Origin of the sequence: Sphingobacterium sp. ML3W (genome assembly GCF_000747525.1) — a bacterium.
Lineage (GTDB): Bacteria > Bacteroidota > Bacteroidia > Sphingobacteriales > Sphingobacteriaceae > Sphingobacterium.
In genome coordinates, this window is the sequence record NZ_CP009278.1 from 3,455,293 (window position 1) to 3,471,303 (window position 16,011).

General features: G+C 34.3%; 16 protein-coding genes. 7 read left to right on the forward strand and 9 right to left on the reverse strand.

Annotation, left to right across the window (positions count from 1 at the left end; genetic code table 11):
• Positions 1-57: 57 nt before the first annotated feature.
• From KO02_RS14855 to KO02_RS14870, 4 genes are all read left to right on the forward strand, one after another.
• The gene (locus tag KO02_RS14855) at positions 58-702 is read left to right on the forward strand and encodes a YiiX/YebB-like N1pC/P60 family cysteine hydrolase (protein WP_038699507.1); all 645 of its coding nucleotides are present in this window, start codon (positions 58-60) and stop codon (positions 700-702) included.
• Between the two features lie 70 nt (positions 703-772).
• Positions 773-1,480 carry an FkbM family methyltransferase gene (locus KO02_RS14860; RefSeq protein WP_051959955.1) on the forward strand — a complete coding sequence of 236 codons (708 nt, stop codon included), beginning with the start codon at positions 773-775 and terminating at the stop codon, positions 1,478-1,480.
• Positions 1,481-1,505: 25 nt separating this feature from the next.
• Positions 1,506-2,087 carry a Crp/Fnr family transcriptional regulator gene (locus tag KO02_RS14865; RefSeq protein WP_038699509.1) on the forward strand — a complete coding sequence of 194 codons (582 nt, stop codon included), beginning with the start codon at positions 1,506-1,508 and terminating at the stop codon, positions 2,085-2,087.
• Positions 2,088-2,216: 129 nt separating this feature from the next.
• Positions 2,217-2,810, forward strand: a complete 594-nt coding sequence (locus KO02_RS14870; RefSeq protein WP_235212266.1) for a YceI family protein — start codon at positions 2,217-2,219, stop codon at positions 2,808-2,810.
• A gap of 62 nt (positions 2,811-2,872) precedes the next feature.
• Here KO02_RS14870 and KO02_RS14875 read toward each other — a convergent pair whose 3' ends face one another.
• The 4 genes from KO02_RS14875 to KO02_RS14890 form a co-directional block, all read right to left on the reverse strand.
• A complete protein-coding gene (locus KO02_RS14875; RefSeq protein ID WP_038699511.1) occupies positions 2,873-3,658 on the reverse strand; it encodes an SDR family oxidoreductase in 786 nt (261 codons plus the stop codon).
• Positions 3,659-3,691: 33 nt separating this feature from the next.
• Positions 3,692-5,347, reverse strand: coding sequence for an ABC1 kinase family protein (locus tag KO02_RS14880; protein WP_051959956.1), 1,656 nt, complete (start codon positions 5,345-5,347; stop codon positions 3,692-3,694).
• A gap of 110 nt (positions 5,348-5,457) precedes the next feature.
• Positions 5,458-6,099, reverse strand: coding sequence for a hypothetical protein (locus KO02_RS14885; protein ID WP_038699513.1), 642 nt, complete (start codon positions 6,097-6,099; stop codon positions 5,458-5,460).
• Positions 6,089-6,592 (reverse strand): RNA polymerase sigma factor, encoded by a 504-nt coding sequence (locus KO02_RS14890; RefSeq protein ID WP_038699515.1) that lies wholly within the window; start codon positions 6,590-6,592, stop codon positions 6,089-6,091. Before KO02_RS14890 ends, KO02_RS14885 begins: the two co-directional genes overlap by 11 nt.
• Positions 6,593-6,849: 257 nt before the next feature.
• On the opposite strand from KO02_RS14890, the gene KO02_RS14895 reads away from it, so the two are divergent.
• Complete coding sequence (locus KO02_RS14895; RefSeq protein ID WP_038699517.1) at positions 6,850-7,290, forward strand: acyl-CoA thioesterase; 441 nt, start codon at positions 6,850-6,852, stop codon at positions 7,288-7,290.
• A 49-nt stretch (positions 7,291-7,339) separates the two neighbouring features.
• Here the strand turns inward: KO02_RS14895 and KO02_RS14900 are convergent, their stop codons facing one another.
• A complete protein-coding gene (locus KO02_RS14900) occupies positions 7,340-7,783 on the reverse strand; it encodes an Hsp20/alpha crystallin family protein (protein ID WP_038699519.1) in 444 nt (147 codons plus the stop codon).
• Positions 7,784-8,180: 397 nt separating this feature from the next.
• Between KO02_RS14900 and KO02_RS14905 the strand changes: the two genes are divergently transcribed.
• The gene (locus KO02_RS14905; protein ID WP_038699522.1) at positions 8,181-8,948 is read left to right on the forward strand and encodes a methyltransferase domain-containing protein; all 768 of its coding nucleotides are present in this window, start codon (positions 8,181-8,183) and stop codon (positions 8,946-8,948) included.
• A gap of 9 nt (positions 8,949-8,957) precedes the next feature.
• Here KO02_RS14905 and KO02_RS14910 read toward each other — a convergent pair whose 3' ends face one another.
• Both KO02_RS14910 and KO02_RS14915 read right to left on the reverse strand, forming a co-directional pair.
• Positions 8,958-9,587 carry a methyltransferase gene (locus KO02_RS14910; protein ID WP_051959957.1) on the reverse strand — a complete coding sequence of 210 codons (630 nt, stop codon included), beginning with the start codon at positions 9,585-9,587 and terminating at the stop codon, positions 8,958-8,960.
• 402 nt (positions 9,588-9,989) lie between these two features.
• Positions 9,990-10,652 (reverse strand): DUF2625 family protein, encoded by a 663-nt coding sequence (locus KO02_RS14915; protein WP_038699524.1) that lies wholly within the window; start codon positions 10,650-10,652, stop codon positions 9,990-9,992.
• A gap of 907 nt (positions 10,653-11,559) precedes the next feature.
• On the opposite strand from KO02_RS14915, the gene KO02_RS14920 reads away from it, so the two are divergent.
• Positions 11,560-12,537 (forward strand): hypothetical protein, encoded by a 978-nt coding sequence (locus tag KO02_RS14920; protein ID WP_038699526.1) that lies wholly within the window; start codon positions 11,560-11,562, stop codon positions 12,535-12,537.
• Between the two features lie 253 nt (positions 12,538-12,790).
• Here KO02_RS14920 and KO02_RS14925 read toward each other — a convergent pair whose 3' ends face one another.
• Complete coding sequence (locus tag KO02_RS14925) at positions 12,791-13,774, reverse strand: DUF4973 domain-containing protein (RefSeq protein ID WP_038699528.1); 984 nt, start codon at positions 13,772-13,774, stop codon at positions 12,791-12,793.
• Between the two features lie 182 nt (positions 13,775-13,956).
• Positions 13,957-16,011: a RagB/SusD family nutrient uptake outer membrane protein gene (locus tag KO02_RS14930; RefSeq protein WP_038699530.1), complete on the reverse strand. Its 2,055-nt coding sequence runs from the start codon at positions 16,009-16,011 to the stop codon at positions 13,957-13,959.

Consider the following 16,011-nt stretch of genomic DNA (forward strand, 5'->3'; position numbering starts at 1 on the left):
CAAGACTTAATTTAACTATTGAATGTTATTCTGCCAAATAGCCTGTACATTTATGCCATGAAATCATTGGACATAATTTTAAGTGGTATTTTTCTATTTCTCACACAACTAACAATTGGACAACAGACTCATTCCACGAATCTCATTAACGGCGACCTTATCTTTGTTGGAGCCGAACAAAAGAACCTTTCTGGCGCCATCAATCGTGTCACTCAAAGAGATACGAACAGCTCTTTCGACCATATTGGAATAATAGAAATCAATAAAGACTCTATTTTTGTTTTACATGCTAGCTCCAAAAGCGGCACAATACGGGAGAAAATTCAAGACTTCTTTAAAACTCAAAAAAACGGCCGCAACGATTTAGTTATTTTCCGGTTAAAACAACCTTACGACAAAAGTATCCCTATCGCAATTACAGCAGCAAAACAGATGTTGGGAAAACCCTATAATTGGAGCTATATCTTGAATGAAAACAGCTATTATTGTTCCGACTTTATAGAAAGAGCTTTTCGTTCCTATCACATATTCCAACTAGAACCTATGACTTTTATTAATCCAACTACAGGAAAAACAGATGACTTTTGGATTAATTTTTATCACAAACAAGGATTAGAAGTGCCTGAAGGCAAATCGGGATGTAACCCCAATGGTCTAGCTGCATCAGATAAATTGGTAAAAATAGGTAACCTCATGTTGTAAAATCGATTTCAATTCCATTTAAAATTAATTTTTATCGTAACTTACAGGCACCATTAAACATAACAATTATATGAGTCCGAGTCTGATAAACGCATTGAAAAAGCAATATAAAGTCCTTTCAGGAAAAGTATCATCTTTTAAAATCGAGCATAAATGTAGCCATAAATGGTACGGCAATTCTTACGGCGGCTTCTATGTTAATCCAGACCTATTGCATCCCGGCGCTATCGTTTACTCCTTTGGCATCGGTCAGGACACTTCCTTTGACGATGCGATTATAGACAATCACGATTGTCAAGTCTATGGTTACGACCCTACTCCTAAATCAATTGAATGGATTGATAAACAAACAGATATGTCACCCAATTTCCATTTTCATCCTGTTGGATTAGATAAGGAAACTGGCACAACCTTTTTCAACCTACCGAAAAACAAAGATTATGTATCAGGATCAATTATCAATCATCAACATGTTGATGAAAATAACATGATAGAAGTTAAAATGAAATCATTTATAGATATTGCGACTGAAAACAACCATAACCACATCGATATTTTAAAAATGGATATTGAAGGAGCGGAATATAGTGTAATCGATAGCATTTTAAATTCTCCAATTGAAATCAAGCAAATTTTACTGGAAATACACGAACGATTTTTTGATAATGGGAAGGAAAAAACAAAATATTTATTAAATTCTTTAAAACAGCACGGCTATCAAATTTTCGGAATTTCTGATACTTTAGAAGAGATATCTTTTATCAAAATCAGTGATTAGCGAATATTTCACATTTAAATATTACATGGAAATTTTTAAAGCATATATAAAAAAGAGAATAGCGGTTACATCAGAGCAAATTGAACAGATTATCTCCAGTTATACCCCTACCCAAGTTAAGAAAAAAAGCTTCATTCTTCGCGCCGGAGAAATATGCAATTTTGAAGGCTTTGTCATGAAGGGCTGCTTTAAGATATTTTACCTAACTCCTAATGGTGAAGAGCATATTTTGTATTTTGCGATAGAAGAGTGGTGGATTTCAGATATCGCTAGCTTTAACGACCAAGAACCAGCACAATTATATATTCAAGCATTAGAAGACTCTGAAATATTGATTATCTCTAGAGAGCAAAAAGAACGACTTTTCACTAATTGCACACAAGTTGAACGATTATTCCGAATTATGGCACAGCGAGCTCAGGTTGCCTCACAACATCGTATCATTGCAGCACTTGGCTTTACTGCTCAGGAGCGCTATTTAGATTTTATTCAACGCTATCCAAAGATTTATCCCCGAATATCCAATTTACAACTTGCATCTTATATTGGCGTCACCCAAGAATTCTTAAGTAGATTGAAAAGACAAATTCTTAAACCAAATAAATAAACATTTATTGATGTAGGTCAATCTTTAAAAGAAAACGTTTTCAGATTTTTGTAGAAGTAAAATACAACAGCCAGTTTGTTCTTCACATAGCACATTGAATAAGCTTACTGTTAAAACATTAAAAGAAACATGATGAATAATTTTTTTAAAATTGTAGCAGCTGCAGCCTTAATGATTAACGGAGCCGTAGCACAAGTAAAATGGAGTGCAGACCCTGCACATACGAACGCAAGATTTGATGTAAATCATTTAGGTATTAGTTTTGTTGACGGGGAATTTACAAAAGTGTCCGGTTCAATTGATGCTGCAAATAAAGAAGACTTCAATAATGCAAAAATTAACTTCGTAATAGATGTAAACAGTATTAACACACGCATCGAAGCACGTGATAGCCACCTAAAAACTGATGATTTTTTCAACGCTGAAAAATACCCAAAAATGATTTTAAAATCGGTATCATTTAAAAAAGTGAAAACGGGAAAATACATATTAATAGCTGACTTAACCATCAGAGATGTAACGAAAAAAGTTACTTTTGATGTAACTCAAAATAACGGAATTATTACAGATCCTTGGGGAAAAACACGTGCTGGATTCACAGCTAAAACAACCATCAATCGTTTTGACTTCGGCATGAAGTATAACGACAAGTTACCATCAGGAATAGAAGCTGTATCTTCAAATGTAGAGATTACCGTAAATACAGAGCTTGTATTAGACTAATGGAGTAAATACATTATAACAAGATAAAGCCCTTTAGATAATTCTGTAAGGGCTTTATTTTATTAAAAACAGTTCATCATTCCACCATCCAAAGGAATACTTGCCCCTGTTAGATAGTTAGCATAATCTGAACAAATAAATGCTACTAAATAACCGTATTCTTCAGGCTTACCCAATCTGCCCATTGGCACCTGTTTTAAACGTAGAGCCAAGGCCGCCTCATAAGAAATTTGAAGACGGTCCGCATCCAACTGCGTCAATGATTGAATTCTTTCAGTATCAAAAAGACCTGTCAAAACACTATTTACCGTTATATTATGAGATGCAATATCTTTAGCTAGAGATTTGCTCCAACTCATCAGTGCCGTACGGATTGTATTTGACAACACTAAATTAGACACCGGTTCTTTCACTGTCAAGGAAGACACATTAATGATTCGCCCGTAACCTAACTCTTTCATATGAGCCAATGCCAATTCCGTTGTATAACAATGTGTCTTAAATAATAAATCAAAAGCATCTTGGTAGTCATCCAAAGATTGATTAGCAATAGAGCCAGCTTTAGGCCCATTTGTATTATTAACCAAAATATCAACAACATGATGGGCAAAATAATTTGAAATTTTTGTTTTAAATTCCTCAAAATTATCAAAGTCAACGACAAGATATTGGTGCACCGGCCCTTTGCTTCTATCCAATCCAGCCAAAGCCCGCTTCAACTTCACCTCATTTCTAGCCATCAAAGTTACCGAAGCACCATTCAAGGCTAACTGCTGCGAAATAGCATATCCTATGCCACCGGAACTCGCTCCCACTAATGCCTTTTTATTTCCTAAATCTATATCCATAATCAGTTTCTTATATTTTCTAAATCGAGCAAATTAATCATTATTTCTTGCTCGAACCATAGCAGTAAACAGGTAAATAGATAATGCAAAAGAAGTACCTAAGAATACCCAAGCCCAAATCGGGATGCCTAAAAATTTAGGCTCAACATGCGCAATTATCACCATACCTGCTAACATATTTAGAGACAAAACCATAATACCTATAACGATACGATTAATCCCTTTACGGATAATCTGTGTAAACGTCTTAGCACTAATCAAGTGATGATTTAGTGTAAAATTTCCTAACTTAATTTGCCTAAATAAACCTCTGAGGTCATCAGGAAGCTTCTCAATATCACGGGCAAAAGAAAATGCTTTATTTTTCCCCTTTTCAAATAAGTATTTGGGGTCCATCCGCTCACGCATAATGCGATTAGCAAATGGCTTAATACTTTTCATTATATTCAAATGAGGATTGAGCTGCCTACCAATACCTTCCATCAAGGATATACCTCGAATTAACTGATAGATATACTCTGGAAAATACAAACGATTGTCCCCTATAATATTCCATAATTTATCAAGTAAAGATTCTAAACTAATATCACCTAAAGACACGTTCTCAATTAAATCAAAAATCTCATAAAGAGACCTTTCAAACTGAGCACGATCAGGGATATTGCTAACTATAGCAACATCTTCGATGGTATCGGCCAGATGTATGGCATTGGATGAGACAGCAGCCTGAATGAATTCTTCAAGATTTTGCCTATCAATAGCCAGCAGCTTACCCATGTTACCGAAATCAATAAAGGCCAACTTACCGTTTGGAAGAACCATTAAATTCCCAGGATGTGGATCTCCATGAAAGAAACCATGTACAATCACTTGTTCCAAATAAAGATTGATTCCATTATCCACGATTTCTTCCAAATCTAGTCCCATGGCCTTCAGTTTCTCTTTATCTGTCACTTTGACCCCATTCATATACTCCATTGTCAAAACCCGGTCCGAACTTAATTTTGGGTATACTTTCGGAACTGTAATCAGATCATTCCCTTTAAAATTTTTGGCAAAGCGTTCGATATTATGACGTTCATTCAGTAGTGAAATTTCTTGTATCAAAGTTGTCGCAAATGAATCAACAATTAAAGGTAAATTAAGATTTTGTAAGGGTTCACTATAACCAACTAATATGCGCGCGATATCTTTCATCAACGACAGGTCTGTTTTCAAAACCTCATCAACTTGAGGTCGCCGCACCTTTACAACAACATCTTTCCCGTCAGTTAATTTCGCTTTGTACACCTGTGAGATAGAAGCCGCAGCAAAAGGTTCTGATTCGATATGTGAGAAGTGTTCATCAAAATGAATATTCAGCTCCTGCTCGATATAACTTTTAATTTCAACTGTAAACGGATCCACACGATCTTCTAAATACTTAAGTTCTTCCACCAATTCTCTAGGTAGCAATCCTTCACGCGTAGAAGCAGACTGACCAAGCTTAACAAAAGCAGGCCCCAACTCCTCTAGCGCCATACGAATACGTCTATACACAGAAATATTAGCGATATCAACCCCTATCTCTAGTGAAGTTTTATTGGTATTCCATGGTAGTCTAGTCAATATATCACGAAATCCATATTTAGCGAGTACACTAATAATATGAGAACTTCGCTGCAATTTTTTAGCTGAATTCTGCATCATAACCTGTTTCTATTTAGTAATCAAGTTACAAAAACCCTGCTACAAATCGTCTACAGAACAATAATTCTATAGTTTACCAAAAATTAAAACAAAGTGCAATTCCCCTTTTACTACTCCTCTTCAAGAGCATCCATATTATCCTTTATCATTTTCAAATATTTCCCATAATAATAATAACTCATCGTCTCGATACAGATTACTAAAAACACCAGTCCTATAACAAGCCCCAATATTAAGAGCACAATAAAAGAAGGCTCCTGATTCCAGGTTTCTCCAAGATTATAAATCTTATCCAACCATTCTCCTGCGTGCCCAAGAGAGAAAAATATAAAACAAATAAGTATTCCTTGAGGAAACAGTAAATAAGAAGACATCTTATACGTCTCAATTGAAAATTTCAAGTCATAATATAGTTTCAGTAGATTTTCTCGAGAACTCAACAATTCAAATTGTTTAGTACTACGATAGAAATAAAAGAATTTTTTATAATATAATAAACTAGCCAACCCCATCTGAAGTAACAAAAAATAATAGGCGACCTTCGCATACCCAGTAATTTTATATATTTCAATATTAGGGAGTACCAATAAGAAAATGATGGCGCATAACCATGATATAAACTCAATTTTAATATTTTTACGCAGTCTTGCGAGAATATTACCTACTGATTTATAATGATTAAGACTTGAATTAACCTCGAAGCTATTTTCCGATTGATTATTCCATTTTTCTTTAAATTCATCAAAATTCATAACCTTGCCTTTTAATAATCTGTTGCAATTTTTCTTTTGTTCGGTTCAATTTCACGCGAGCATTGACCTCTGAAATACCCAAATTTGTCGCAATATCACGATGGCTCTGTCCTTCCAAAAAAAAGAAAATCAGTGCTTTCTCTACTGAATTAAGGAACTGAACTGCTTGATAAAAATAGCGTAATTGTTCTTCCTTATCTTCCGTACCCAAATCTTCTGTCACATCGATATCACTCGTCAATTCGTGTTGATCCGGTCTTCTTTTCTCTTTCTTTAGATAGATTAAAGCCGTATTAATCGCCACACGGTATAGCCAAGTGGAGAATAGACTCTCTCTTCTGAAAGATGCATAAGAACGCCACAATTGCATAACAATTTCCTGAAATAAATCTTGCTGATCTTCCAAGTTGTCCATATACATACGAGACACCTTAATGATAGCACCTTTATTCCGCTCTATTTGTTCCAAAAATTGTTGCTCGGCTGACTTCACAGTTATTTCTTAATCGTTTGCCCGTAAATAAAATTCAACATACCGAATTAGTTCCTTTTTTTATTAAATGTTACACAAATAAAAAATTAAAATGATTTTATGATGTAAACAACAAAATATAATTTCCATATTTTATTTCAAATCACTCCATAATTTAATAACAACAGGAAATTTCTATTTTCTTTTGCAGTACAGCTTGATTAAGGATTTACAATTTAATTCTCTAAATTAGTTTAATAACCAAAATATAGCGGCATATGAATAAAATATTTTTTAAAGGCCAGGTGCTTTGGGCCCAGATTGACCCTAATAGACATTTACGTCATTCTGCCTATGCAGATTTTTGCGCTCAAGCAAGGAGCAACATGCTAAATGGAATCGGTCTGTCACTGAAACAGTTCGCAGACTACAAGATTGGTCCTATTTTATTTAGAGAAGAATTAATCTACCACCGTGAAATTCTTTTGGATGAAAATATTTATGTTGAAGTAGAACTAACCAAATTCAATATAACAAATAGTCGTTTTTCATTTCGACATAGCGTTTTTAAATCTGATGAAACGAAGAGTGCGACGGTTATTGTTGATGGTGCTTGGTTAGATTTAGAAAAGAGAAAACTAACACGTATCCCCGACGAATGGAACCATTTCATCAATAAAATCCCTAAATCGGAGGATTACGTAGAAATCATAGAATAAAAAAAGCTTCCAGGGATAAAATCCTGGAAGCTTTTCTTGCTAACGTATATTACTTAACTTCTATTAATCTTTTTGCAACAATAGCATCTTCTTTTTTGCCAACTGTTACAATCAGAACACCATCTTCATATACTGCGTCGATCTTACTATGATCTACCGCTTCAGGTAAAGCAAATGACCTAGAAAATGAAGTGTAATTAAACTCTCTTTTACTAAATAGTTTTTCATCACTAACCGATTCTTCCTTTTTCTCAGCAGATATAGTAATGACTTTTTTATCCACGTTAATTTTAAAATCTGACTTCAAAAGACCCGGTGCAGCCAATTCAATTCGGAAAGCCTGTTCCGTCTCAGAAATGTTAACTGCTGGAACACGAGAGATTAAACGATCTGAAATAAAAGAATCGTTAAACAAATTATCAAATACTGTGCTTACAAACGGATTTACAGAATCGGTATTCAAGCTTTTTGTTGGAAATTTAATTAATGCCATTTTTTTCCTCCTTTTAATGTTTATACTTTATTTATTATATCCAATTTACATCTACATTTCAATTCCCATACCAAAATGGAAAACTAAAATATTAGATGACAAAAAGTCTACATAAATTTAATCGAAATGCCATATTGACAGTTTAACTATAAACAAAAACATCAATCAACTGTAAATCAAAATAGTTACAACTACATAAAGTATGTATAAAAACTTAAATATTCATGGCTCACCAATCTCATTTTAATGAATATACTTTTCTTAACAAACAAAAATGCTATTTAATCCTTTTGAATGTATTGAATAAGCAACAATGCTAATCTTATAATTTCTCGTGCTAGTATAGATGCTTGTTTGATTAAAAAGATCACTTACGTTTTAATTTTAATACAACAATATGAATTGGAATCCGGAAATTTATAATCGCTTTAAAGATATACGTTATCAACCTTTTTATGATTTAATCGAACTGATAACAGATGAAAAATCGCAAAATTGTATTGACATTGGATGTGGAACAGGTGAACAAACGTTTATCTTAACTAAAAAGCTTAAAAATTCTCGATTTTTGGGTGTTGACCCATCCGAAGCTATGCTTTCAGAATCCTTACAATTCTCCCACGATAGATTATCTTTCAAACAAGCTAAGACTGAAGAGGTTCTAGATTCCAAAAGAAAATGGGATTTGATATTTAGCAATGCCGCATTACAATGGTCCAATAACCATCATACGTTGTTTCCAAATCTTCTATCACTACTACTCCCCAATGGTCAATTTGCAGTTCAAATGCCAATGCAGACTCTTAATATCTTGAATCAAATTCTATTAATATTAGTACAAGAGGAACCGTTCAAAAGTTATTTAAAGGGATGGAAAAAAGAATCCCCCTTGTTATCAATCGATGAGTATACACAAATAATGTACAATGCTGGATTAATCAATATACAAGTTATTCAAAAAGTATACCCCATCATCGCTCAAAATAAACAAGAGTTATTTGACTTTATATCTGGATCAGCATTAATTCCTTACTTGGATAGATTCCAAGACAATCAAAAAGAAGAATTTATCAATGCATATAAGAAACGTATTGAACAAAAATTTATCAAATTTCCTAATATTTATGCATTCAAAAGACTATTGCTTTATGGAAGAAAACCTTAAAAACTTTAATTATCGCTTTTCCAGATTAATGAATATTTCTTTTCCTTCACGTGGTCCTATACTATTAAAACACTTCTGCATTCTTTTAATATCAAAATAAGCTGAAAAAAGAGATTGATAAGTTTGCAAATCACCGCCAAAAGGAGGACCAATTCTATTCAATATTTCATCAAAAAGCACTCCTATTAGTCTACCGCCTGGCTTTAGTAAAGAAGATACTTTCTCTACATATTCCTGACGTCTGTTTGGTACTATGGCACAGAAGAAAGTTTGCTCAATCAACAAATCATATTGTCCTTGATGCTTAAAAAAATCAGCACAGATAATTTGCACAAAAGGATTTCCTTTAAATTTCTCATTCAACTGCTCTATAGCATTTGGAGCGATATCAATCAGTGTTATATTAGTGAATTTATTTTCTAATAAATAGACTGCTTCATAAGCATTTCCACAGCCAGCTATTAAAATAGCAGCATTCCGATTAGAATATTCACGCATATAAGCCGTAATCGGTGGAGAAGCACATCCAAGATCCCAACCGATAAGATTGTTTTTCCACCTCAAATCCCAATAGTGTTGATCCAAAATCTGATCCTTTTCCTTTTTTATTGAAAGATGTTTTTCTTTTCTCTTCTCCATTACAAAACAATTTCTAATCAAAATTAATAACATCACTTCCTCATAAAAAAACGTGATATCACTATTTTTAATAAAACAAAGACATTATTTTGTCATTTATTAAAATAAATGACAAAATATTTTTGCTTAGTGTATAATTAACACTATATTTGTATCATCATAATTTAGGTTTATAATTGGTTAAAAAGGTTTTCATTCTCCCCGTTTGAAAACCTTTTGTTTTTACTAAAAAACCATCCTATAACATTAATATTCAGCAACTTAAAACGAAACATCACTAAGTGAGAATTTAATATCCTACTATATTTTAAAAAATATACGATCTGTGAACTAACCCTAGCTATCCAAATAATGTTAAGTGAAAGTTCTAATTTTTTTTTCTAAAACTTTCACATTGTAAAATTAAGAGTCTAATGCTTTCAAAGCTGATAGAATCTGTTCTTGCACAGAAACAACTTTTTTACTAGCAGCACTCTTTATTAGCTCATCTTGACTTATACCGCTCAACATTAAGGAATAGACCTGATTACCATCAATAGCAGTAACATCTTCTTTCCAAGTATCCCATTTGTATGCTTTATAAAAGAGCGACAAATCACCATTAAAAGCCCAATTAATAAATTCAGAATAACCGCATTCCAAACTTTCCCAACGTAAGGTATTTGGTGCAAAATAATATATTTTACCAATTTCGTCCCCTAACTCTCCTGCGTTAATAGCAAAATACCCTCCAATAACATCCTCCGCAACTAGTAAAAAACCGCCCTTTTCTCCTTCATTTATATAGCTTTTCCCCTTATTCCATTCCATCATACCCCTATTCAACTTCATAGAACCTGAACCTAAGATACGCAACCAACCATCATCAACAAGAATTCCTCCAGTTTCAAAAACGATAGCTCCTACAGGAGATTTAGTCGAAATTTGTAATCTTAGCAATTCTTCATCTGCTCGTTTAGGACTCCTAGGTAAAACTTGAACAGTATTCTTCGAATTCATCATCAATTTTTTGACCGCAGCCCAGCCCAATGCCTCTTTATTAATTAATTCCTTTAACGTTTTCATCACATACTCTCTTTAAAAAATCCATATAGTAATTATAAAAATTTATAATCACAAATAAACTCAGAATTATACCAGCCATATTTGCACATAGCTTTGTTCGACTTACTATAAACAACGATAATATCAAGAAATAGACGAAATATATTCGAATATTTTGATAGTTAACTCTGTTATTTATTTGCACGACTACAAACCAAATTTGGTAGTTCACGAACAATAATCAAAAAATTGTTATCCACAGCAGGCTAATAAACCTATCCACAAAATTACTGAAGACACTTCATTACAAAGAAATAAAAAAGAAATGAATAACAGGAAAGAAAGAACCTTCAATTCGTGATATTTCACTTTTTCCTTTAACCAATAGTATTAAATTAATGTTTACACTATTCATTTATACAATAGTAGAAAATATATTAAAAAAAAGCTTGACTTAGTGTGAAAATAACACTATATTTGTTGCATCATAATTTAGGTTTATAATTGGTTATAAAGGTTTTCATTCTCCCCGTTTGAAAACCTTTTGTTTTTCCTCCAAACCGCATATTAATCTCAATAAATATTTAAACATCCTATTGGTATCTTGCTAACAAAAATGCTAACTTTCAATATATGGAGATTGTCCGAACAAATTTATACTACAACATGCCACTTCAGATTTATGGAGAGATGCTTTAATAGTATTCAATACCTCCCATCTATCCATACATAGTATAATTCTAAAATGACAATAGAGTAAGTTCGGAAATCATAAAATATTATTTGTAATTTTATATATACTTAATTTTCGATGTATACATTTCCAATAAATGATAACGACTTTTACTATCTAGTAAATAAGTAAAAAGATGAACATCATTTACATTCATTTTGATAGAAATAAAAACTAACCATAAATAGCAATATTATGAAAATTCAAAAAATAGTATTAAAACTATCACTTTCGTTATGTTTTATACTGTCAACAGAACTTGCAACTGCACAATTTGGTGGCTTGCTTAATAAAGTCGGAAAAGTAGTATCAAGTAAGGGCACACAAGCGCTAGGTTTGGACAAATTACTTAAAGAGCCTGAAGCCATATCCACAAATTTTGAAGATGTAGATAGAAATGGTGAACAAATGCCCAGCTTTCAACAAGAGGCAACCTATAAACCATTACAGGATCTACCCCGGAATGGCAATGATGGTTTTATCTTGCAAGCTGGTCATTTCGAGATGACAAACAAAAGCTACTGCTTAAAAGCTGGAACTCATGCACCCTCGTCAGGGGATGGCTATATGTATGCACCCTCGTTAGGTAAGAAAAAAGAAGTTGTTACTACCATACTTAAAAGTGCCGAAAATCATCCAGAAGTAAAACAAAATGATATCCAGATGCTTTTATGGACAATAATAGCTAAAACAAAATTTATCGACTACGCAGGGCCAGTTAAAGCAACAGCATTGACACTACTAACCCCAAAACAGTTACTCCAACTCGAAGGAGGTGCACTAGGAGTTTTACCTTTTGATGCAATGGCCGCAGCTAAAGAGCAACTGCCAGAATCCATACAAGCTATTTTTGAGGCTGAAAATAACATCCGTAATCTCGTATCTTCAGGAAACTATTCTTACGAAGAGTTCGAAAAATATGCGATTCTAGCTGGAATGGCAACACCTAGAGCAGATACTCCAAGTGGAATTTGGACTTTACATCCCGATGGCTACTACATGCGCTATTTCCCTAGCGGTTATAGCATTACAAGGATACAGATCTATGTACCCGAAGAATTAATAAAAGAAGGTGAAAAATTAATCTATGATGCTACGGATGATATCTCATGTCCTGCCAATAACGGCTCACAGCGATTAGCACAGACAAATGAACCAATTATTAATAGATAATGATTTACACTGCCAATTCTGAAAAACATGATTTAAAAGTAAATATTTTTTGATCAAAAAAGGCACATACAAATTTTAGAAGGCTACTACTCGTAAAACACAACGAGATAGTAGCCTTCTAAAAATAAAAGAACTATTACAATTCGCAATCAACTTCGTTAAACAAAAAATGCGAAGCTTTTACACTCCGCATTTCCCTACAAACTAAATCACCAAACTAGTTTTTCTTTGACCGCGTACGGTTTTTCTTCCTTTACCATTCGATAGATTGATCTTCGTCTGGAATCTCCGTATTCAACCGCCGTTGTAAAATCAATGAGCCAGAAACCTTATATGTAATATCAACATTAGGAACCATAGTGTAATCGGTAAATTGATAGTCGATGTTATTGATGGCTATATACCGATGCAAAAGGTAAGGACGTACAGCGTCCATCTGCTCTGAAATCGTATAACTCGCGTCTTTATTAGCTTTAAACTTTATATTAGCATTATCAGCCCTTAAGCTAACTCCACCAGTTTCGTTAAAAGTTGCATAAATTTTATATTGACCACGATCCTGTCGCTCTTCATCTATGTTTCCTGCATAAAAGAAAATGGTATTTTCATCAACCACATAACTCCGAATTTCACTTTTAACAATAGGAGTTTCATTTTCATAGCCTTCCATACTAGTTCTTAGTGCAGTGCCACTGTATGTACCCGAATAATTATTAAAAGGAAAAATACGCAATAGTGCTTTACGGTAATGTTTTCGTGGATTCACTTTGTATCCATTGGAAACATCATCCAAAATGGTTAATGGAAGCACCCACTTATCAACCATATCAATATTTTTGAGCGTGAAATCGATAGGCATTAAAGCAGTATTTTCGCCCGACTTAATATCTACTGTAGGGGAAATGGAAAAATATTGACTATTGAGCTCTCTATAATAAAAATCTTCCCTGTTTTGAAAGCGCTCATAATTCAAAATATTCAATGTATCAGCATCTACAGCAACATTAATGGTCATGTTTTTATCATTTAAAGTAGATCCACTAACGATTAATGGCAGCATGAAAGTAGTTTTTTGATCTCCCTTATAACGAACATAGATATTAGATACTCCTTCATTTGTCAAAGGAGCCTTAAACGAAACAAAATTTTCAAATTGTTCATCTTTCCATTCATCATTGCATCCACTAAATACAAGCAGCAATAAGAACAGAAAGAGTTGTATATATGTTTTTTTCATTGGACTATTATTATGAGTTTAAATTTTAAATGGCATAAATAAGTTTGTTAACCTCTCTTTTTATTTTATAGGCATCCATCTTATTTTCAGTTTTATAAATGTCTACCGGGCATATATGGTCGTAATCAGCTAACCCTTGAAATTCTTACTTCTATTAGTTCATGCAGCTTTAAATGAAATATTTAATCATTATATGTCCATCCTGGATTTTGTGTCAGTCGTTTATTACGTTTAAGTTCACTATGACTAATCGGCCAGAACCACATCTTATCCGCAAAACTCGTTTTAAGTGTCCATACGGCCACAGGTCTATGAAAGAGATCCCTCTCCTTAGAATTCATCAATACATTACAGCCGTAAATAGGCAACGCCTCCTCTATAGGAGCATCCATCCACCTACGTAGGTCATAATAGCGCTGTCCTTCTCCCATTAATTCTATAAAACGTTCCCGCTTCAATGTTTTTCTTAATTCACTCTTGTTGCTATATACCTGAGATGGATAATCGGGTACACCACCTCTAATTCGAATCGGATGAATACCTCGTTGTATTTGACTTATATCGCGGCTGAGAGCATAATCCCCACCTCGCCATGATGGAATAGTATAAGAGCCATCAAGTTCGTTTAGCGCCTCTGCATATGCCAATAAAATATCTGCATAGCGAATAGCAGGTTCAGCTTTTGAAATTACACGTGAGTCACTACCACCTTCATAAGTATCACTTGGGTGAACAAATTTTTTCACTCCAAAACCTGTACGTAGCCAATATGCATTGGAAGAGTTGAATCCATTACCTTTCGTATCATCGCGATAATAAAATACCTGTTGATTACGATTACGTTCTAAAGTCTCATTCAGCAACGTCCAAAAGCTACCATTATAAGCAACAGAAGCGTAAAATCTAGGTTCCCTATTTGCGTATTGTAACGAAACCCCTTCTCTCAAAGGCTTATACTTCCCAGCGTTGTAATCTTCTTCCGACACATAGCCACTTAGACGGTTAGATCCATTTCCACGTCCAATCTCACTATCTTTACCGGGCGCGTCTTTCCCATCATTCATATAATATGCATCAACGAGCTTCTGGGTAAGTCCATGCGTATTCCAACCCGTTGCAGAACGAGGCAACTGGTGGATGACCATAGAAGCTATACTTTCACCATCCTGATTATTACCTCTTGTAAAAATTAGCTCAGGATTCCCCGAAGCTTGCAACGTACCGTCAAACACTTGTGCATATGATTTGGCTGGATCGATATTTGCCCAACCTTCTGGCCAATTTTTTTCTGAAAAATTATTGTCTTTCGGCGATATAACTGTTGCATCCTCACCTGTCTCTTGTAGCGGAACCCAATACAGTCTATATACTCCTAGTTCAATTACATCCCTTGCTGCGGCAGCAGCCTTTGCCCATTTTTCTCCTTGATAATCGGCTGAAAGTAATTTTTTACCGGTATCATCAACCAATCTTGCAGCAAAACTTGATGTGTTTCCATTTGCGAGCGGACTTGCTGCGTAAAGCAATACTTTGGCACGTGTGGCCAATGCCGCCCCACAACTAGGACGAGCAGACCCATCTTGACCACGATTCATTCCCAGTTTTTCCATTTCTTTCGCTGCTAGCAACATCTCATCCGCAATAAATGTTGCACACTCCTCATATGTATTTCGTGCAGTAGCGATATCCTCATAACTTTCAGTATAATCGATTCCCTCATCTGGCAATAATGGAATGGGCCCGTATTTCCGTAATAGTAACCAATAAAGATAAGCCCTTCCAAAGCGCGCTTGCCCTCGGTAATCTTCAATTTCAACAGGAGTCATTTCTGTATTCATATAGACATTATGAATAAAAGTAGTCGCATTACGAATCCCTCTGTAACATTGTGTCCAAGTACCCTGTTTGTCATTCTCGCCATAAAGGCCCATTTTGAACATATTGTATGACAGTTCATTCTTTGAAGGATCAAAATCCTTATCTCGATCGCCATAATACATATCATCGGCAAAATTATGCGGAGTAAGTCCTTTACTGGCCACATCGACATTCTCACCTTTTAATTCCCCAAAAACATGCGCTAACCACTCTTCGGTATACACTTTGCTTTTAAACACTTTTTCAATCGTAATCCGATCCTTAAAATATTGATCAGATTCTAGATAATTTTTTTTACAGGAGGAAATAAAACTTGTGCTAAACACAAGAAATAACAGGAAATATATCTTCTTTTCCAT